General features: G+C 55.1%; 18 protein-coding genes and 3 pseudogenes. 15 read left to right on the forward strand and 6 right to left on the reverse strand.

The annotated features are described in order from the left end of the window. Window positions 1-7: 7 nt before the first annotated feature. A complete protein-coding gene (locus tag NYE74_RS14000) occupies window positions 8-1,090 on the forward strand; it encodes a LacI family DNA-binding transcriptional regulator (protein WP_340928337.1) in 1,083 nt (360 codons plus the stop codon). A 70-nt stretch (window positions 1,091-1,160) separates the two neighbouring features. On the opposite strand, the gene NYE74_RS14005 is transcribed toward NYE74_RS14000, so the two are convergent. The 4 genes and pseudogenes from NYE74_RS14005 to NYE74_RS14020 all read right to left on the reverse strand — a co-directional run. After that, window positions 1,161-2,342, reverse strand: coding sequence for a glycoside hydrolase family 130 protein (locus tag NYE74_RS14005; RefSeq protein ID WP_340928336.1), 1,182 nt, complete (start codon window positions 2,340-2,342; stop codon window positions 1,161-1,163). A 34-nt stretch (window positions 2,343-2,376) separates the two neighbouring features. Continuing rightward, window positions 2,377-3,567, reverse strand: a complete 1,191-nt coding sequence (locus tag NYE74_RS14010; RefSeq protein WP_340928335.1) for an AGE family epimerase/isomerase — start codon at window positions 3,565-3,567, stop codon at window positions 2,377-2,379. A gap of 22 nt (window positions 3,568-3,589) precedes the next feature. Beyond that, window positions 3,590-3,850, reverse strand: coding sequence for a glycoside hydrolase family 113 (locus NYE74_RS14015; protein WP_445323401.1), 261 nt, complete (start codon window positions 3,848-3,850; stop codon window positions 3,590-3,592). Between the two features lie 161 nt (window positions 3,851-4,011). After that, window positions 4,012-4,626, reverse strand: a pseudogene (locus tag NYE74_RS14020) (substrate-binding domain-containing protein); the annotation flags it as partial. A gap of 2 nt (window positions 4,627-4,628) precedes the next feature. On the opposite strand from NYE74_RS14020, the pseudogene NYE74_RS14025 reads away from it, so the two are divergent. The 9 genes and pseudogenes from NYE74_RS14025 to dnaJ form a co-directional block, all read left to right on the forward strand. Next, a pseudogene (locus NYE74_RS14025) lies at window positions 4,629-4,990 on the forward strand (ABC transporter permease subunit); the annotation flags it as partial. A gap of 37 nt (window positions 4,991-5,027) precedes the next feature. Further along, window positions 5,028-5,760, forward strand: a pseudogene (locus tag NYE74_RS33335) (acetylxylan esterase). 97 nt (window positions 5,761-5,857) lie between these two features. Next, window positions 5,858-7,675 carry a translation elongation factor 4 gene (gene lepA, locus NYE74_RS14040; protein WP_036621246.1) on the forward strand — a complete coding sequence of 606 codons (1,818 nt, stop codon included), beginning with the start codon at window positions 5,858-5,860 and terminating at the stop codon, window positions 7,673-7,675. Window positions 7,676-8,264: 589 nt separating this feature from the next. After that, the gene (gene hemW, locus NYE74_RS14045; protein ID WP_328272176.1) at window positions 8,265-9,479 is read left to right on the forward strand and encodes a radical SAM family heme chaperone HemW; all 1,215 of its coding nucleotides are present in this window, start codon (window positions 8,265-8,267) and stop codon (window positions 9,477-9,479) included. 185 nt (window positions 9,480-9,664) lie between these two features. Further along, window positions 9,665-10,132, forward strand: coding sequence for an N-acetyltransferase (locus NYE74_RS14050; RefSeq protein ID WP_036621250.1), 468 nt, complete (start codon window positions 9,665-9,667; stop codon window positions 10,130-10,132). 100 nt (window positions 10,133-10,232) lie between these two features. Then, complete coding sequence (hrcA, locus tag NYE74_RS14055) at window positions 10,233-11,264, forward strand: heat-inducible transcriptional repressor HrcA (protein ID WP_036621253.1); 1,032 nt, start codon at window positions 10,233-10,235, stop codon at window positions 11,262-11,264. 106 nt (window positions 11,265-11,370) lie between these two features. Further along, window positions 11,371-11,958: a nucleotide exchange factor GrpE gene (grpE, locus tag NYE74_RS14060; protein ID WP_328272175.1), complete on the forward strand. Its 588-nt coding sequence runs from the start codon at window positions 11,371-11,373 to the stop codon at window positions 11,956-11,958. Between the two features lie 56 nt (window positions 11,959-12,014). Next, window positions 12,015-13,865, forward strand: a complete 1,851-nt coding sequence (gene dnaK, locus NYE74_RS14065; protein WP_036621256.1) for a molecular chaperone DnaK — start codon at window positions 12,015-12,017, stop codon at window positions 13,863-13,865. Between the two features lie 156 nt (window positions 13,866-14,021). Further along, on the forward strand, window positions 14,022-15,140 hold the full coding sequence (gene dnaJ, locus NYE74_RS14070; RefSeq protein ID WP_341004867.1) for a molecular chaperone DnaJ: 1,119 nt from the start codon (window positions 14,022-14,024) through the stop codon (window positions 15,138-15,140). Window positions 15,141-15,228: 88 nt separating this feature from the next. Here the strand turns inward: dnaJ and NYE74_RS14075 are convergent, their stop codons facing one another. Together NYE74_RS14075 and NYE74_RS14080 are read right to left on the reverse strand one after the other, a co-directional pair. Then, window positions 15,229-15,513, reverse strand: coding sequence for a DUF2653 family protein (locus NYE74_RS14075; protein WP_328272167.1), 285 nt, complete (start codon window positions 15,511-15,513; stop codon window positions 15,229-15,231). Window positions 15,514-15,516: 3 nt separating this feature from the next. Next, window positions 15,517-15,954, reverse strand: coding sequence for a hypothetical protein (locus tag NYE74_RS14080; protein ID WP_328272166.1), 438 nt, complete (start codon window positions 15,952-15,954; stop codon window positions 15,517-15,519). 216 nt (window positions 15,955-16,170) lie between these two features. On the opposite strand from NYE74_RS14080, the gene NYE74_RS14085 reads away from it, so the two are divergent. The 5 genes from NYE74_RS14085 to NYE74_RS14105 all read left to right on the forward strand — a co-directional run bounded on the left by NYE74_RS14085 (window position 16,171) and on the right by NYE74_RS14105 (window position 19,497). Beyond that, entirely contained in the window at window positions 16,171-16,539 is a 369-nt protein-coding gene (locus NYE74_RS14085; protein WP_036621267.1) for a hypothetical protein, read from the forward strand. A 56-nt stretch (window positions 16,540-16,595) separates the two neighbouring features. After that, window positions 16,596-16,772 (forward strand): YfhD family protein, encoded by a 177-nt coding sequence (locus NYE74_RS14090; RefSeq protein WP_082207721.1) that lies wholly within the window; start codon window positions 16,596-16,598, stop codon window positions 16,770-16,772. Between the two features lie 125 nt (window positions 16,773-16,897). Continuing rightward, complete coding sequence (prmA, locus tag NYE74_RS14095) at window positions 16,898-17,866, forward strand: 50S ribosomal protein L11 methyltransferase (protein ID WP_341004868.1); 969 nt, start codon at window positions 16,898-16,900, stop codon at window positions 17,864-17,866. A gap of 5 nt (window positions 17,867-17,871) precedes the next feature. Further along, window positions 17,872-18,555 (forward strand): site-2 protease family protein, encoded by a 684-nt coding sequence (locus tag NYE74_RS14100; protein ID WP_341004869.1) that lies wholly within the window; start codon window positions 17,872-17,874, stop codon window positions 18,553-18,555. 177 nt (window positions 18,556-18,732) lie between these two features. After that, window positions 18,733-19,497, forward strand: coding sequence for a 16S rRNA (uracil(1498)-N(3))-methyltransferase (locus NYE74_RS14105; protein ID WP_341004870.1), 765 nt, complete (start codon window positions 18,733-18,735; stop codon window positions 19,495-19,497). Window positions 19,498-19,499 lie beyond the last annotated feature (2 nt).

Raw genomic sequence — 19,499 nt, forward strand, 5'->3', positions numbered from 1 at the left:
AACCCGCTTGAAAAAAGTTACGATGCAGCAAATCGCCGATCATTTGGGTGTCTCAAAGTTCGTCGTTTCCAAGGCGTTATCCGGTAAAGGCGGAGTCAGCGAGTCCACCAAGGAGCGGGTCATTCAGGCCGCTTCCCGGCTCGGCTATTTTAATCAAAAGAATGGATACGTTAAAAACATCGTTCCCGCCGGGGCGCCGCTCTCCCCATCCGCCGGCAAGCAGTCGGTGCTGGTGCTGATGCCCAATATCCGGTTTCAAAACAAGGAGTCGCTTTATTGGGGAAGATTGCTGGAGGGGATATCCCGCGAGCTTGAGCAGCAAGGACTCGGGATGATTATCGTTTCGGAGCCGCGGGGGGAGAACTTCATGAGCATCCTGAACCCGGAGGGCATTCTCGGCATGGTGGGCGTCGGCCAGATCGCGACCTCGCTGCTGCTTGAGGTACACCGGAGCGGACTGCCGATGGTGCTGGTCGATCATGAAGATCCGCTGATTCCGAGCGATACGGTTTTTGCCAACAACCTGGACGGCATGGCGAGGCTAACCAATCATTTGATCGGTTTGGGACATCGCCAGTTGCATTTTGTGGGGAGCTCCGCATTTTCGCGAAGCTTCCGCGATCGCTGGCTCGGCTTTCGCAGCGCTTTGGAGGAGAACGGTTTGACCCCGCAGGCGGCTGACGATCCGATGCTGAAGCTGGAAGGCGTGGAGACCGGGGCGTTCCATGGCGATGTGGCCGCCTGGCTTCAGCGCCGGAAAAAAACGCGTTCCCTGCCGACGGCGCTGGTGTGCGCGAACGACGCGATCGCCGTGAACGTGTGCTCGGCCCTGGACGAGCTGGGGTTATCGGTCCCCGGGGATATCGCCGTGACCGGGTTCGACAACATCGATGACGCGGCGCGCCATGCACCGTCGATTACGACGGTGAACGTCCCGAAGGAGGAACTGGGCCAGCGCGCGGTGAAGAAGCTGTTGGACAGGCTGGCCAATCCGGGCGGGCCGCAGGAGAAAATCATGATTTCGGTAGAGATGGTCTACCGGAATTCCACCTCCGAACCGACAGGAGAGGCCGGAACCGCGCGGAATTGACCGCCAACCGCAGAAAAAGCGCGAGCCGCAAAGGGATTGCCTTTGCAGTTCGCGCTTTTTATTTACCTATTTATTGTTCGGCCAAAAACCGTTCGTTGCGCTCGACCAGGCCCAGTCTTTGTTGAACGCAAGCGTAGGAGCGAAGCGGGTCCTCCGGCGTGTTCATCGCATAGTCGAGCAGCCGGTCAACGGTTGAGGCGGCGACATGGATACGCGTGTCGGAGGAAGCGTAGTAAATGAACACATCTCCGTTATCGCGGGCGATCACGCCGTTGCAGAACACGACGTTCGACACGTCGCCGACCCGCTCTTCGCCTTCCGGGGCGATCAGATGGCCGCCGGGACGATGCGTTACGCGCTGCGGCTCCTTAAGGTCCGACAGGAAGGCGTACAGCACGTACCGCAGTCCCGCCGCCGTCCCCCGCACGCCGTGGGCGATGTGCAGCCAGCCTTTGTCCGTTTTGATCGGGGCCGGACCCTGGCCGTTTTTGACCTCTTTAATCGTATGGTATTTCCGGTCGTCAACGATGATCTCCTCCTCGATCACCGCGTTTTCGATCGAATCCGACAGCCCCCAGCCGATGCCGCCGCCGGACCCAGCGTCGATAAAGCCGTCCTGCGGCCGGGTGTAGAACGCGTATTTGCCGTTCACGAATTCCGGGTGCAGCACGACGTTGCGCTGCTGCGGGGATTTCGTCTTCAGATCGGCCAGGCGCTCCCAGGCGACTAGATCCTTGGTGCGGGCGATGCCGCATTGGGCCACGGCGCTCGACAGGTCGCCGCGCGGAGCGTCCGAATCTTTCCGTTCCGTGCAGAACAGGCCGTAAATCCAGCCGTCTTCGTGGCGCACGAGCCGCATGTCGTACACGTTTACGTCCGGATCTTCGGTTTCCGGCATCACGATCGGGTGATCCCAAAAGCGGAAGCCGTCCACGCCGTTATCGCTTTCCGCCACAGCGAAGAACGATTTGCGGTCTACGCCTTCGACCCGGGCGACGAGATAAAATTTGCCGTTTAGCTCGATCGCCCCCGGGTTGAATACGCCGTTTACGCCAAGACGTTCCATGAAATACGGATTTGTCTCCGGATTGAAATCGTATTTCCAGATCAGCGGCGCGTGTTCCGCCGTCAAAACCGGATAACGGTAGCGGTCGTAGATTCCGTTGCCATAAGGGAGCTTTTCGTTGCGGCGGTTGATTAATTGCCCGTAACGCTCCATCAATTGCTGCTTTCTTTCCTCAAACAGATTCATTCTTTTTTCCTCCGTATCATTGAAATTAAAAGTTCTATCCCTGCAAACGTCCCAGCATTTCCAGACAAGCCCGGCTGTTATGGTACGGGCATTTCCACGGGCTGACCTTCGGCTCTCCCGGCAGGGGGGCGCCGCTCTGATCCACGCCCCAGAACCATTCGCCATGTTCCCGGTCGATCAGGTACGTTTGGATGAACTTCCAGGAATTTGCCGCGGCGGTCCGGTATCGCTCATCGCCGGTCAACTGATAGGCGTTATAGAAGCCGACCATCGCTTCCGCCTGGGGCCACCAATCCTTGTTCGTATCGGTCAGTCCGCTTGGGCCGGCCTCGTTCCAAAGGCCCCCGTCTTTGTCCACGCCTTCGTTGTAAACCGCTTCCGCCATCGCCGCAGCCGTTTCTTTTACACGCTGCAGCAGGGCGGGATCGCCGAGCGCCTCGGCGGCTTCGACGAGCAGCCAGCTGCCTTCGATGTCATGCCCGTAGGAGATATGGCGGCTCTTGACCTGCCATTCCTCATCAAAAAACAGCCAAAAATGAGCCTTTTGCGGGTCGATGATATGATCCAGCGTCACCTCGATCAGCTCGGACAGGCTGTGCCGCAGCTCGGGGGATTTCCATACCCGGTACAGGTTGGTGTACGCCTCCAGCACGTGCAGATGGGTGTTCATCGATTTCTTTTCGTTCAGGTCCTTGTTGCTGAGGCTGAAGTCGCCGGTTTGCTTCCAGTCGCGGGACAAAGCCTCGATATATCCTTTATGCACAGGGTCATAGCTGTGCTTCTCAAGCAGGCGGTAGATATCCGCCGCCAAATCCAGCGCCTCCCGGTTCGAAGTGGCGAGGGCATATTCGGCCAAGGCGTAAATGACGAACGCTTGACCGTAAACCTGCTTTTTATCCTGGGCCGGACGCCCCTCGCAATCGACCATCCAGTACAAGCCGCCATGCTCGCGGTCCAGGAAATGCTCCAGCAGATAATCGTAGGCGCGCTGCGCCGTCTCCAGATATTCTTCGGAAGGGAAGAGACGGTGGGCGGAAGCAAAGGTCCACAAAATCCGGGCATTCAGCACCAGTCCTTTGTCGGCTTGGCGCTCGGGTTTCAATTCTTGATCGATAAAGCCGATGAACCCGCCGCGCTCGGTATCGACCGTATGGTTGATCCAAAACGGCAAAATGTTGTCCTGCAGCTCTTGCCGCAGTTGTTGTAACCAATCGAGTTTGTCCATGGGGAATGTGCCTCCTTATCGCTTATGGTAAAAATAGTTTGGCGGCGTATGCTTCGGCGACGACAGCTTCGGCGCGTTTGCCGTAAATGCAGTAGCCGTCATCGGCAGCGGCTTGCTCGCGGCCGTAAAGCTGCGCCGGCCAATCCCGCAGCATGAAGCCGCGCACCCAGTCGCGTTCTCCGCATTTTTCATAAATCCCCAGGTCATTCCGGCCACATAAGGCGCTAACGAATTCATGCAAGAGCTCACCTCGCCAGTTTAAATTTCTGAATTCTGTTATCATTTGTTATATTAATTTTGATAACAAATTATGATTATGACATTACTATATATCTAAAGATCAGGAGAATTCAACACTTTAATTTTGTGGTTTGTTAGCCTGAACAAACTATCAAACGCAAAAAAACCGCCGATAGCGGCGGTTTTTGATGTTCGTCAGAAGAGCTATTTATTGATTGTTTTTACAGAATCCCGGTAAATGATTTTGCCGTGCACCAGCACGCGGCCGATATGCCGGCTAGGGTTGGCCACTTTATCCATGATCGTTTTGACGGCCGTGCGGGCCATTTGCTCGATGTCTACTTCGACCGTCGTCAACTGCGGGGTGGAGAGCGTAGCGTACAGATCGTTGTCGAAACCGACCACGGAGCAGTCGTCCGGCACGCGGTAACCCATGGCATTCAAGCGCTCGCATAGAATGTAAGCGACCTGGTCGCAGTTGCAGACGAAGGCTGTGGGCATTTTTTCCGGAAACACGATATCGATGTATCTGCCATGCTCGTCGCGGTCGTTCAGCAGCAGCCGGTCTTCAAAAACCATGCCGTGCTCGAGCAGCGATTTGTAATAACCGAGATAACGGTCCTGGATGCTGCTGGTGGAATAAATGTTGCCCACGTAAGCGATATCGCGGTGACCGCATTGAATCAAATAGTTGGTGATTTCATAGGCTCCGTAAAAATTGTCCGTGACGATCGAATCGATTGCGGCGTGTTCGTCGTAAAAATCGAGAAGCAGCTTGGGCAAATCCATGTTTTGCACCGTTTCGATATACTTCTTGCTCTATTTTCATGCAGTTTCTCGACTCGATTTCCGAATCGCTGGATGAATCGGCCATGCTGGACGGGGCGTCGTATTTCACGATTTTTGGAAAATCATTTTACCTTTGCTTGCACCGGCCATCGTTACGGTGATTATCGTTTAAGGCGTCAACATTTACAACGATTTTTATACGCCGTTCCTGTATATGCCCAGCGAGGATCTGCAGGTGATATCGACCGCGCTGTTCAAGTTCAAAGGACCTTACGGCTCGCAGTGGGAAGTCATCTGCGCGGGAATCATGATCACGATCGTGCCGATCCTGATCGCCTTTATCTCCCTGCAAAAATTCATCTACAACGGCTTTGCGCAAGGCTCGGTCAAATAAATTAACCTAAATCAAGTGGAATGAAAGGAGCAATCTTATGAGTACAGTAAAAATTATCGGAGAAACCTTGCCGAACATCCCGTGGCAGGAGAAACCGGCTGATGCGGCCGGGCCGGTGTGGAGACATAGCGGGAATCCGGTTATCGATAGAAATCCGGCCAAAGGCATCGCCCGTATTTTCAACAGCGCCGTAGTCCCGTACGAAGGCCGCTTCGTCGGCGTCTTCCGTGCCGAAACGATCAATGGCCGCCCGCATCTGCACCTGGGTTGGAGCGAGGACGGCTACGGCTGGAAGATCGACGAGGAGCGCATTCCTTTCACGGATGAGGACGGCAAGCCGTTTCAGCCGCGATATGCCTATGATCCGCGGCTGGTGAAGGTGGGAGATACCTATTATATCATCTGGTGTACGGATTTTTACGGCGCGTCGATCGGTGTGGCCAAAACGCGGGATTTCCAATCGTTCGTGCGCCTGGAAAATCCATTCCTGCCGTTTAACCGCAACGGCGAATTGGACCCGCTGCACGAGACACAGGAAGCGTTCTTCAACAAACTGGGATATATCGACATTCAGAATCTGGCCGACCGTATCTCGGCGAAGGTCATCTTCGTGACGGGCTTGGCCGATTCGATTTGTCCGCCTTACACGCAGTTTGCGGCCTATAACAAGATCGTTTCCGCGAATGGAGTTGGTCGTTTATCATGAATACGGCCATGAATATTTGCCTTATTTGGGCGACCGCGTCCTGCAGGAGATGCTGAAGCTGTAGATAATAACGAGAATGCGCGCCCGTACCGATTGATGCCAGCCCCTGCAACTGATATAATAAATTGATTGGACTTCAACGATTTGTGGTGGGGGTAAGGATGACTGATATCAGAGCAAGACAACAAAAAATTCGCAATTTCTGCATCATTGCACATATAGACCATGGCAAATCGACGCTGGCCGACCGGATTTTGGAATATACCGGGGCGCTGTCTTCCAGGGAAATGCAGGAGCAGGTGCTCGACCAGATGGATCTGGAGCGTGAACGCGGGATTACGATCAAGCTGCAGGCGGTGCGCTTGGCTTACCGTGCGGATGACGGCGAGGAATATTTGCTGAACCTGATCGACACGCCGGGACACGTCGACTTCACGTACGAGGTTTCCCGCAGCCTGGCGGCCTGCGAAGGGGCATTGCTCGTCGTGGACGCCGCCCAGGGGATCGAAGCCCAGACGCTGGCCAACGTTTATCTGGCGCTGGACAACAACCTGGAGATTTTGCCTGTCATCAATAAAATCGATCTGCCCAGCGCCGATCCGGACCGGGTGAAGCAGGAGGTCGAGGACGTCATCGGGCTCGACGCCAGCGAGGCCGTGCTGGCTTCGGCCAAAGCGGGGATCGGGATCAAGGAGATCCTGGAACAGGTCGTGCAGAAGGTGCCGGCGCCGTCGGGCGATCCGGACCGTCCGCTTAAAGCGCTCATTTTCGATTCGCATTACGATCCGTACAAAGGCGTTATCGTATATGTACGCGTCATTGACGGCCATATCAAAGCCGGCTCGAAAATCAAAATGATGGCCACGGACAAAACGTTCGAGGTCATCGAGGTCGGCGCGTTCAAGCCGCGGATGACGATCGTGGACGAGCTGAACGTCGGCGACGTCGGCTTTATTGTGGCCGGCATCAAGACGGTCGGCGACACCCGGGTCGGCGATACGGTGACGGACGCGAAGAATCCGACGCCCGAACCGCTGCCGGGTTACCGCAAAATCAACCCGATGGTCTTCTGCGGTCTGTATCCGATCGAAACGTCGGATTACAACGATCTGCGCGAAGCCCTGGAGAAGCTGCAGCTCAACGACGCTTCGCTCAGCTTCGAGCCGGAAACGTCCAGCGCGCTAGGCTTCGGATTCCGCTGCGGATTCCTCGGCCTGCTGCACATGGACGTCATCCAGGAGCGGATCGAGCGGGAGTTCAACATCCCGCTGATTACGACCGCGCCAAGCGTTATTTACAAAGTGACGCTGACGAACGGCGAGACGATTTCGATCGACAATCCGTCCAATTATCCGGAAGTCGGCAAAATCGACCACGTGGAGGAGCCTTTCGTCAAGGCGGCGATCATCGTGCCGAACGATTACGTCGGAACGGTGATGGAGCTGTGCCAAAACAAGCGCGGCGAATTCGTGAACATGGAGTATTTGGATACGACGCGCGTGACGATTACTTACCAGATCCCGCTGTCGGAGATCGTTTACGACTTCTTCGACCAGTTGAAATCGGGCACGAAAGGATACGCTTCGTTCGACTACGAGCTGTCGGGATACCGCCAGTCCAATTTGGTAAAGATGGACATTCTGCTGAACGGCGAGCAGGTGGACGCGTTGTCCTTCATCGTGCACCGCGACCGCGCTTACCATCGCGGCCGGATCATTTGCGAGAAGCTGCGCGAGCTGATTCCGCGGCAAATGTTCGAGGTGCCGATCCAGGCTTCGATCGGGACGAAGATCGTCGCACGCGAAACGGTCAAGGCGATGCGCAAAAATGTCCTCGCCAAATGCTACGGCGGCGATATTTCGCGGAAGCGCAAGCTGCTGGAAAAGCAAAAGGAAGGCAAAAAGCGGATGAAGCAGGTCGGCAGCGTCGAGGTGCCGCAGGAAGCGTTTATGGCGGTGCTGAAGATCGACGACAATTAAGCGGGAAGCGATTGAAAGTCGTGAAAGTTGTGAAAGTTGTGAATGCCCCGGAAACCGGCGGCAAGCGGATGAGCTTGCGAGCGTCGAGGCGGCGTAGCAAGTTAAAAGCGATGGATTATGGTGGGAGGAAAGCCGCGGGGCTTTCCTCTTTCAAATAAGCGCTGCGGGCGCAGGCGTGGGAATGGCCGCCCCGGGCGGGAAATTAGCGGTAAGTTATGGCTCGATCAAGAAAAATCGGTGCTTGACAAAACGGCTGCCGGAACGATCCCATAACGATCCGAAATAAAGACACTTTATGTCCTTATTTTTCGCCGCTAAAGTTGCTCAGGCAGCTCAGCCAGCCTGGTTTTACAGGTTTACTTTATTTTTATCAAACGAACGGATATCGCCGGCCGGAATTACGCGCATTTTTGCCCTTATTTCTTGAGGGCTGAAGTAACGGACAGCGGCGAATCGATTTCCGGTTTTAAATGTTTCTACTATTATATAATATGAAATAAATAAAAGTTTAGGAGGCATGACCATGGACCAACAGACGAAGCGGCAGGGACCGGGAATGCCGAACCTTGAGCAGACGGCGGGCGGCGTTATGTCAAGCGGCCAGCCGGCGGCGGAAAGCGCCGCGTCTAACAGCGAAAAAAAGCGGGCACCCCAGGCCGTTTATATACACATTCCGTTTTGCACCAATAAATGCTTTTATTGCGACTTTAACTCCTACGTGCTGAAGGATCAGCCGGTGATGGACTATCTGAAGGCGCTGGACCGCGAGATGGAGCTGACCGTAAGCCAAACGCCGCCCGGCGAGATCCGGACGATTTTTGTCGGGGGCGGGACGCCGACCGTGCTGAATCCGCAGGAGATGGAGTTTTTCCTGGCATCGGTGCGGAAGCATTTCCCGCGCTGGGCGAGCGGTATCGAGTTTACGATGGAGGCCAATCCCGGAACGACCGACCGTGAAAAACTGGCCGTGATGAAAGCGGGCGGGGTCAACCGGGTCAGCTTCGGCGTGCAGGCGTTCCAGAACGAGCTGCTGAGCGGGATCGGCCGGATTCACAACACCGACGACGTGTACCGGAGCTTGGAGAACGCCCGCGCCGCCGGTCTTGACAATCTGTCGATCGACCTGATGTTCGGTCTGCCGAACCAGACGGTGGAAATGCTGGACTACAGCGTCTCCCGCGCGCTTGAGCTAGGGCTGTCCCACTACTCGATCTACAGCCTTAAAGTGGAAGAGAACACGCTGTTCCATACCCTGTACCAGAGAAACCAGCTACCGCTGCCAAGCGAAGAAGATGAGCTAAAAATGTATCTGCTGCTGATGGAGCGGATGGCGCAGGCGGGGTACGAGCAGTACGAGATCAGCAACTTCGCCAAGCCGGGCTACGAAAGCCGCCACAACATCACTTATTGGCGCAACGAAGACTATTACGGTTTGGGCGCGGGCGCGCACGGATATGTAGCAAGACAGCGGCACGTCAACATTAAAGGCGTGAACCCGTATGTGGAAGCGGCCGGCCAAGGCCTGCCCCGGCTGGAACAGTTCGCTGTGTCCCGCGAGGAGGCGATGGAGGATTTCGTGATGGTCGGGCTGCGCATGCTGGACGGTATCCGCAAGGAGGACTTCCGGGCCCAGTTTGGCGCGGCTAGCGAAATGGATCGGATTTTTGCCCGGCCGCTGCAAAAAATGTTGTCGGCCGGACTCCTGGAGCAGCACGAGGATCAAGGCGGCTACCGCCTCAGCCGCCAAGGCGTGTTGTTCGGCAATGAAGTGTTTGCCGAGTTTATCGGCGTATTAACGGTATAACCGAATATATTCAATCGCAGAATGAACAAAACAGGCAGCCGCCCGGCTTGATATCAAGCGAGGCGGCTGCCTGTTTTAGGCTGGTGCGCAACCTTTAGGATCGGCGAGAAATGGCTTGAAGTTTTATACCTAATCATGTATATTTATTCATATTACATGACTTGGGAGATCGAGGGGGATAAGCAATGCAAGCCGTTGCCGTATGCAGACAGGCGAAACTTGAGGACGTCGAACCTCTTTTTACGATGATTGATGAATATGCCAAGAGAGGGATCATGCTGCCGCGTTCCCGCGCAGTGCTCGAACGTCAGATCAACGATTTCGTCGTCGCGGAAGTGGATGGGCGGGTCGTGGGGTGCGGCTCGCTGTGTAAGCTCGGCGAGGAGCTTGTGGAAATCCGTTCTCTCGGCATCGCCGAAGGGTACAAAGGGCGAGGCCTCGGCTCCATGCTGGTGGAGAAGCTGGTGGAGCAAGCGCGGAAGCTGGCGATCCCGAAAGTGATGGCTTTGACCTATGAGGTTTCATTTTTTGTGAAAAACGGTTTTACGGTGGTAGATAAAGAAATTTTCCCGGAAAAAGTATGGACGGACTGTGTCAACTGCGCAAAGCAGCACTGCTGCGACGAAATAGCCGTGCTTAAGATACTGGACTGACTTGACAATCGTCAGGTCGGTTTGGTATTTTTGTATTAGCGATTAGCACTCTAAGCTAACGAGTGCTAACGGACGATAAATTGGATCAGGAGGGATTGCCATGTTAACGGAACGCCAAAGAATGATATTGACTGCGATTGTGGATGACTATATTCGATCGGCGGAGCCGGTGGGGTCCCGGAGTATTTCCAAACGTGGGGATGTCGGGTACAGCCCGGCGACGATCCGCAACGAGATGGCGGATTTGGAGGAGCTCGGTTTCTTGGAGCAGCCGCATACGTCGGCGGGACGAATACCTTCCATTAAAGGCTACCGTTACTACGTGGATCACCTGACTCCGCTTAATCTGATTACGCCGGAAGAGCTTAAAACCCTCAAGGCTTTTTTTGCCGAGAAGCTGAATGCGGCGGAACAGGTCATTCAGCATGCCGGCACGATTTTATCCCATATGACCAATTACACTTCCATCCTGCTGGGGCCGGAAGTTTTTCATACGTCTTTGCGCCATTTCGGGTTGCTGTCGCTGAACGAGAACACGGCGGTGGCGATCTTGGTCACGAATACGGGACAAGTGGAGAACAAAACCGTGTCCATTCCGGCCGGCGTATCGGTTTCGGAGATGGAAAGAGTGGTCAACCTGCTTAACGTTAAGCTTGCGGGGCTGCCGATCTACAAACTGAAAACCGCCCTTTATAACGAAATCGGTCAGGAAATGCAGCGGCATATCGAGCATTTTGAAGAGCTGATGAAGGTGCTTGATCAAGTGCTGGACAGCGGTTCGGACGGGCAGCGCCTGTTCCTGAGCGGGGCTACCAACATGCTGACGCAGCCGGAATTCCGCGATGTGGACAAAGTCAAGAGCATCCTGGATCTGCTGGAGGAGACGCCGACGTTGACGAAAATGATGTCTTCGGCATCCCTCGGCTCGGGCATTCAAGTGAGGATCGGCACGGAAAACGACCACGAAGCTTTCGCCAACTGCAGCCTGATCACCGCAACGTATCAAATTGAAGGGGAAACGGTCGGGACGATCGGTATTCTTGGGCCAACCCGGATGGAATACGGCCGGGTGATGCGAATTTTGGACATTTTATCGAAGGATTTGAGCAAATTTTTGTCCCGGCTGCATTAACATGCATGAACTTTGGCCCTGACTGCATGTTAAGGAGGTGAACATCTTGAAGGAATCACAGCCAATTCAAGACAACATCAATCACAATGTAGAGGAAGAACAAGAGATGAACGATAACGTTAAAGATGAGCAAAACCTGGAAACGGAAGAGAACAGGCAGGACGAAGCGCTTCAGCAGGAGCCGCAGGAACAGGTGAACGAAGACGAAGCGGCGGGCTCCGCAGCGGAAGGCGGCGCCGCTTTGAGCGGCGAACTGGCAAAATTGCAGGCGGAGAACGAGGAATACCAGCAGCGGCTGCTTCGCGCCCAAGCCGATTTCGATAATTTCCGGCGCCGGACGTTGAAGGAAAAGGAAGAACTGGGAAAATACGCTTCCGCCAAGCTGATTACCGAGCTGCTGCCCGTGATCGATAACTTCGAAAGAGCGATCAGCTCCGCGGGCGAAAGCGCGGATACCAGCTCGTATGCGAAAGGCGTGGAAATGATTTTCCGCCAGCTTGAGGGCGTGCTGAAAGCGGAGGGACTCACTGCGATGGAAGCCGAGGGTACGCCGTTTAATCCCGAATTCCATCAGGCGATCATGCAGGTGGAATCCGAGGAATACGAGGAAGGCACCGTCGTCGAGGTCGTGCAAAAGGGATATTTGTTGAAAGACAAAGTGCTGCGCCCGGCGATGGTCAAAGTCAGCGGCTGAACCACATGCTGATACACATAGAAAAACATGCACCTATTTAAGGAGGACATAAGCAAATGAGCAAAGTTATCGGTATTGACCTTGGAACGACCAACTCTTGCGTTGCGGTCATGGAAGGCGGTGAAGCCGTCGTCATTCCGAACCCGGAAGGCGGACGTACGACTCCTTCCGTCGTCGGTTTCAAGAAGGACGGCGAACGGATCGTCGGGGAAACGGCAAAACGCCAGGCGATTACAAACCCGGACCGCACGATCATCTCCATCAAAAGACATATGGGGACGAACCATAAAGAAGCCATCGACGGCAAAGAATTTACGCCGCAGGAGATTTCGGCGATCATTTTGCAGAAGCTGAAATCAGACGCCGAAGCTTATTTGGGCCAACCTGTAACCCAGGCGGTCATCACGGTTCCGGCTTATTTTAACGACAGCCAGCGTCAAGCGACGAAGGATGCCGGGAAAATCGCCGGCCTGGAAGTGCTGCGGATCGTCAACGAACCGACGGCGGCGGCGCTTGCCTACGGCCTGGAGAAAGCCGAGGATCAAACGATCCTGGTTTACGACTTGGGCGGCGGTACGTTCGACGTATCGATTTTGGAGCTGGGCGACGGCTTCTTCGAAGTTAAAGCCACCAGCGGGGACAACCACCTCGGCGGCGACGACTTCGACCAAAAGATCATCGATTATCTGGTGGAAGAGTTCAAAAAGGATCAGGGCATCGACCTCAGCAAGGACAAAGCGGCCGTTCAACGTCTGAAGGACGCCGCCGAAAAAGCGAAAAAAGAATTGTCCGGCGTGCTGACGACAACGATTTCCCTGCCGTTCATTACGGTCGTTGACGGCGTGCCGCAGCACTTGGAAGTGAACCTGACCCGCGCCAAATTCGAAGAATTGACGGCGGACCTCGTAGAGCGTACGCTTGGACCGACCCGCCGCGCGCTCAGCGATGCCGGCCTGACTTCGGCCGATATCGATAAAATCGTTCTGGTCGGCGGTTCCACGCGGATTCCGGCCGTTCAGGAAGCGATCAAGAAACTGACCGGCAAAGAGCCGCACAAAGGCGTCAACCCGGATGAAGTCGTTGCCCTGGGCGCAGCCGTGCAAGCGGGCGTGTTGACCGGCGACGTCAAGGACGTCGTATTGCTCGACGTAACTCCGCTTTCGCTAGGGATCGAAACGGCGGGCGGCGTGTTTACGAAAATGATCGAACGCAACACGACGATCCCGACGAGCAAATCGCAAGTTTTCTCCACTTACGCGGACAATCAGCCTAGCGTGGAAATCCACGTGCTGCAAGGGGAACGCGAGATGGCCGCAGGCAACAAAACGCTCGGCCGCTTTATCCTCGGCGATATTCCGCTCGCGCCTCGCGGCGTGCCGCAAATCGAAGTTACCTTCGATATCGACGCCAACGGGATCGTTAATGTATCGGCGACGGACAAAGGCACCGGCAAGAGCCAAAAAATCACGATCACATCTTCAAGCGGCCTCAGCGACGAAGAAATCGACCGCATGATGAAGGACGCCGAGCTTCATGCCGAAGAAGACAAAAAACGCAAGGAACTGGTCGAAGCGAAAAACAACGCCGATCAGCTCATTTACAGCGTCGACAAAACGCTGAAGGAACTGGGCGATAAAGTGGACGCCGCCGAAACGGAAAAAGCGAACGCGGCGAAAGATGAGCTCAAGAAAGCGGTCGAAAGCGACAATCTGGAGCAAATCAAATCCGCTTCGGAAAAACTGACCGAGATCGTGCAGCAGCTCTCCGTCAAGCTTTACGAGCAGGCTCAGCAAGCCGCCGGGGCAGCCGGCGCCGAAGGTGGGGCAGAAGGCGCTGCGGCCGGCGGTTCGACCCGCGACAATGTCGTGGATGCCGACTACGAAGTTGTTGACGATGACAAGAAGTAAAGCTTAAGGCATCACGGACCGGCAAAGCATTGAATACACTTTGGTAAACTGGGAAGGTCAAAGCGCGGGCGGCTTCCGCACTTTGACTTTCCTTTTGCCGGATTAAGGGAACGGTATAACGCGGCTGGTCCCAAGAGTCAAGACGGGGGTGGAAGGATGGCAGAAAAACGCGATTATTATGAAGTGCTGGGCGTCGGGAAAAACGCCGGCGATGAAGAGATCAAAAAAGCTTACCGCAAGCTGGCCCGCCAATATCACCCGGACGTAAACAAAGCGGCGGATGCGGAAGCGAAGTTTAAAGAAGTGAAGGAAGCCTACGACGTGCTCAGCGATCCGGGCAAACGCTCCCGCTACGATCAATACGGACATGTGGATCCGAATCAGGGCATGGGCGGCGGATTTTCCGGCGCGGATTTTGGCGGATTTGGCGATATTTTCGACATGTTCTTCGGCGGCGGCGGCAGACGCGACCCGAACGCTCCGCAGCGCGGGAACGATTTGCAATATACGATGACGATCGAGTTCGAGGAAGCGGCATTCGGGAAAGAGACCGATATTACGATTCCGCGTACCGAAAACTGCGATACGTGCTCCGGCACCGGCGCAAAACCGGGTACGAAACCGACAGTTTGCTCCGTCTGTCACGGAACCGGACAGCAGGAGGTCGTGCAGAACACGCCTTTCGGGCGCATGGTCAACCGGCGTACCTGTTCCGCCTGCGGCGGCCGGGGCCAGATCATCAAGGAGAAATGCCCAACCTGCTCCGGCAGCGGCAAGGTCAAGAAGCAGCGTAAAATCCACGTGCGGATTCCGGCGGGGGTTGACGACGGCGCTCAGCTGCGGATGACGGGCGAAGGGGAAGGGGGCTTGCGCGGCGGCCCTCCAGGCGACTTGTATATCGTCATCCGCGTGAAGGATCATGAGTATTTCGAGCGGGAAGGCGATGACGTTTATTTGGAAGTGCCGATTACGTTTGCGCAGGCGGCGCTGGGCGACGAGATCGAAATCCCGACACTGACGGAAAAGGTCAAGCTGAAGATTCCGGCCGGTACGCAGACAGGCACTTATTTCCGCCTCAAAGGCAAAGGCATTCCGCGCCTGCGCGGCGTCGGCCAGGGCGATCAGCATGTCAAAGTGGTCTTGATGACGCCCCGGAAACTGAGCGATGAGCAGAAAGAACTGCTGCGTCAATTCGCTTCGCTGGAAGGCGAACATACGCATGAAAATGAGCAATCGTTTTTTGACCGCATGAAACGGGCGTTCCGCGGCGAATGATCGAAGCGGAGCCAAGGCATTACGGCAAGCAAACCAAAACAAGGCCGTCCCAAGAGAATCCGTTCTCTTTGGGGCGGCCTTGTCGCATTTAAGCGTCCTGCCGAATAATCGCGATGATTTCTTCGTGCAGTTCGAGCGTAATATCTTCCCGAAACGTACGCATGCCGTATTCCCGGTAGGCGTATTGGATGATCGATTCCATAATATTGGATTCGACCAGGTAACGGCTGCGGCCGTTAACCCACACTTCCGCGGTATAGCCGGTGTCCTCGTCCCAGCTTAGTTCCACCTGCACGTCGGTGGGGCGGACTCCCGTCCTGTCCGCGGTATGGAGACAAATTGCGTTGATGATTTCATCCATGCCGAGAACCATGATTTAGTATCTTCCTCCACGCCGGTAATCCTCTTGGCGCGGTTGGCGCTTGAAACGCCGGTACAAAGCGACGACGACAGCGATGATTACGTAAATCGCCAGCAGGTTGACGGCAAGTCCAAGCAGGTTGCCGAAGAAGCCCATATTGCCGAACAGCCCCCCGAACAACAGTCCTGCCAGTCCGCCGACCATCAGACCGCGCATAAAGCCGCCGCCGCCAGAAAAGCCTCGCCCCGTCGTGGAGCCTGCTGTTCCGCCGGTTTTGTTGGTGGCCGCTCCATCGGTCCGCTGGTAATCGCCGGTAGCCGGCTTATTGGGCGACGGGTTGTAAGTTCTTGGACCGGACTTGAAGCCGCCTCGCTTGGCATCGGCCAGATCGGGGGAAACGAAGGCAAATATCAACGTAAATGCCATCATGATCATCATCATTTTTTTCATCATACTAAGCGGATAACCTCCTATACAGATAAGTATATTCTGTTCTTTAGCAAGTAATACGGACGAGAGCCGCTAGCGTTTCAAATTTAAAATATTAATTCAGCAGCGGCTTACTCCGGGCAATCTTGCATAAAGCCATCGGCAAATTTGCATCCTACTTAGCATGAACTGCAGCGGTGCAGCTTCATTCTCAAGCTGAAACGAAAGGCAGGGATTCGTATGGGTGAAAAAAATATTTTGGCGTATTTCAAAAGTCCGGAGCAGGCGGAAGGCGCAGCGCGCAAGCTGAGCGCTTTACGGGTCGTCGACATGTCGATCGACCGCTTCAGCCGCTACCCGGGAGAGGGTTATGATCCCGGAAATCCGGTAACCGGGAGCATTTCCAGCTTGGCGGCCATCACGCAGGACGCCGCGATCACAAACCGTTCCGCAGGGATATTGTCGGCGGCGGATCCGGCCGCCAGCGGGCTTAGCCACGGCGGCCAGGGCGGGCCGACCGGGCACGATATCGTGCTGACCGCCGTGGTCGACGAGTCGGTGCATCATCAGGCGCTCCGCATCGTGGAGGAAGCGGGCGGACTGATTTAACGTATTATCGCAAACGCTAGCAGTTTGAAATAATTACGGAAGGGAGATGTGAAGGGATGAGCCAAAGCGAGCAGGATCGCCGGACGAAACGGACGACGGCCAAATCGCGGTTTACGATCGGGCATAACGAGGACGTGGAGTTTTCCGAAGAGCTGGCCGATCAGGAGGATTGGGAGGCGCTGGAGCGCAGTGAACGGGCCGATGCGCGCCAGCAAGGTCAATACCGGCTGTAGACCCGAAGCGGTATGGAACAGGGCGGAGGAACCCGTAAAACGGTTCGCTCCGCTCTCTTTTGTCTCCATCTGCATTCTATAGTACAATAAATCTTATGCATATGAGTCAAGGAGGAAAACTTGCGATGATTTGGAAAGAAATAACTATACATACAACGGAAGAAGCCGTGGAAATGATTTCGAATTTCCTGCATGAAGCCGGCGCCGGCGGCGTAACCATCGAAGAGCACGCCGACAACGATAAGCCGCGCGATACCTCGCTGGGCCAGTGGTTTGAAATTCCGCCCAACGACATTCCCGAAGGCGAAGCCAACATCAGCGGGTATTTTCCGGAGGGATTGGATATCGAGGCGATCATCTTAGAGGTGAAGGAACGGATCGAAGAGCTAAGAGGATATGATATCGACCCGGGCTTGGCCGAAATTTCGGTCAGGGATGTGAGCGAAGACGACTGGGCCAACAACTGGAAGCAGTATTTCAAGCCGCTTAAGGTATCCGATAGACTAACGATCAAGCCGACCTGGGAGGAGTACGCGCCCCAGTCGCCGGAGGAGAAGATCATCGAGCTTGACCCCGGCATGGCTTTTGGCACGGGAACGCATCCGACGACCTCTTTATGTTTGCGCACATTGGAGGGAGTCATCCGCGAAGGGGACGAAGTGATCGATGTCGGAACCGGTTCTGGCATTTTGGCGATCGGCGCTTGCCGGCTGGGCGCTTCTAGGGTGTTGGCGCTTGATCTCGATCCGGTGGCCGTGTCCAGCGCAAGCGAAAATACGAAACTGAACGGGCTGGAGGACAAGATCCAGGTCGTGGAAAGCGATTTGCTGTCGGTGCTGAAAGACGGCGGAAGCGGCAAACTGCAAGTGTCGCTGCCGGTCCGGGTCGTCGTGGCCAATATTTTGGCGGAAATCATTTTGCTTTTTATCGACGATGTGTTCCAGGCCCTGCAGCCGGGAGGCTATTATATCGCTTCGGGAATCTATAAAAATAAAGAACAAGCCGTAGAGGAAGCGCTGCTTGCCGCAGGGTTTGAGATCGAGCAAACGGCCCGGGAAGAGGATTGGGTTGCTTTCGTGGCGAGAAAGAGGTAGCTTGCATGGATTTTTTGAACCAAATATTGCGCGTCCCTTTGGACCAACTTCCTTTTTATTTGATCACGCTGGTGATTGCCTTTATGATACATGAGTTTTCGCACGCTTATTTCGCCAATAAATTCGGTGATCCGACGGCTAAGCTGCTTGGCCGAGTAACGCTGAATCCGGCGGTGCATTTCGATTTATTCGGGATCATCCTGCTGTTGATCGCCGGTTTTGGCTGGGCCAGACCGGTTCCGGTCAACCGGGACAATTTCAGTAGGCCCCGCTTGATGGGCGTGGTCGTTTCGGCGGCCGGACCGCTCAGCAATTTGCTGCTCGGCGTGGTGGGGACCGTGGTGTATGTGATGCTGGGGCATTTTGGCGTTCTGGAATCGATTACGAACGAGCGGCTTTTGCAAGCGGTTTTGATTTTTTTCTATCTGTTCAACGTTACGAACTTTTTCTTATTTTTGTTCAACCTGATTCCGCTGCCGCCGCTGGACGGGTACCGCATTCTGGAAGATATCGTGCCGCGCCGCGTGCTTGGCAAATTGCAGCAGTTTGAGCAATGGTCGATCTTTATCTTTTTGATCATTCTGTTTATTCCCGCTTTGCGGCAGCACACGATCGACCCCCTTTATCAGGCGGCTTATTCGATGTATCTTCAGTTAGCCCATTTTTTCCTGCTGTTGTTTGGGGCTTGAGGCGGGAAGAAAGACTGGAACAAATATATTAAAAGTTGTATGATGTAATTTGGTGATTTTTAGTGGTAGTTCAAAAAGTCCAGCTTTTGAAGCTATAAGGAAGAATAGACGACCAAGCAATAGCTTCCTTAACCTCCATTTTTTGAACGTGTACTTTTTGTGTGAGGATGGATGAGCATGCAGCGTTATTTTGTGGAGCCGTCGCAGTTTGGCGAACGGGAAGTGGCGATTGTCGGGGAGGATGCCCGCCATATCGGCAGGGTGATGCGTTCCAAACCGGGCGACAAGCTGATCGTAAGCGATGGCGTATCCCGTGAAGTCCTCGCGGAAATAACGACGATTGAGCCGCAGCAGGTGACTGCGGCAATTATAGAGACGCTGGCGGCATCCGGAGAGCCGTGGCTGCAAGTGACGGTGGCCCAGAGCCTGCCGAAAGGCGACAAAATGGAAACCGTGATCCAGAAGTGCACGGAGATCGGGGCTTCCGCTTTTCTTCCTTTTTTGTCCGAGCGCACGGTCGTGCAGTACGATCAGAAGAAGGAAGAGAAGCGCCTCGGCCGCTGGCGGAAAATTGCCAAGGAAGCGGCCGAGCAGGCGCACCGCAGCAAAATTCCGGCGGTGGAGATGCCGGTGAAATGGGACGGGCTGTTGTCCGTTTTGTCTGCCTACGATCTGGTGTGCTTATGTTATGAAAGGGAGCACGGCCAGCAGCTGCGCGATGTATTGAAGCCTTTTGTCCAGGGCCTGACGCCCGGACAGACTTGCAAGATCGCCGTTGTGGTTGGACCCGAAGGCGGTTTTGCCGAAGAAGAAGTGCGGGAAGCCGAAGCCATGGGTGCGGCGGCCGTTGGATTGGGCCGCCGCATTTTGCGGACCGAGACGGCCGCTATGGCCGCCCTGACCTGCATCATGTATGAATCCGGAGAAATGGGGGGAAGTTGAAC

It is taken from the genome of Paenibacillus sp. FSL P4-0127 (assembly GCF_038007325.1).
Lineage (GTDB): Bacteria > Bacillota > Bacilli > Paenibacillales > Paenibacillaceae > Fontibacillus > Fontibacillus macerans.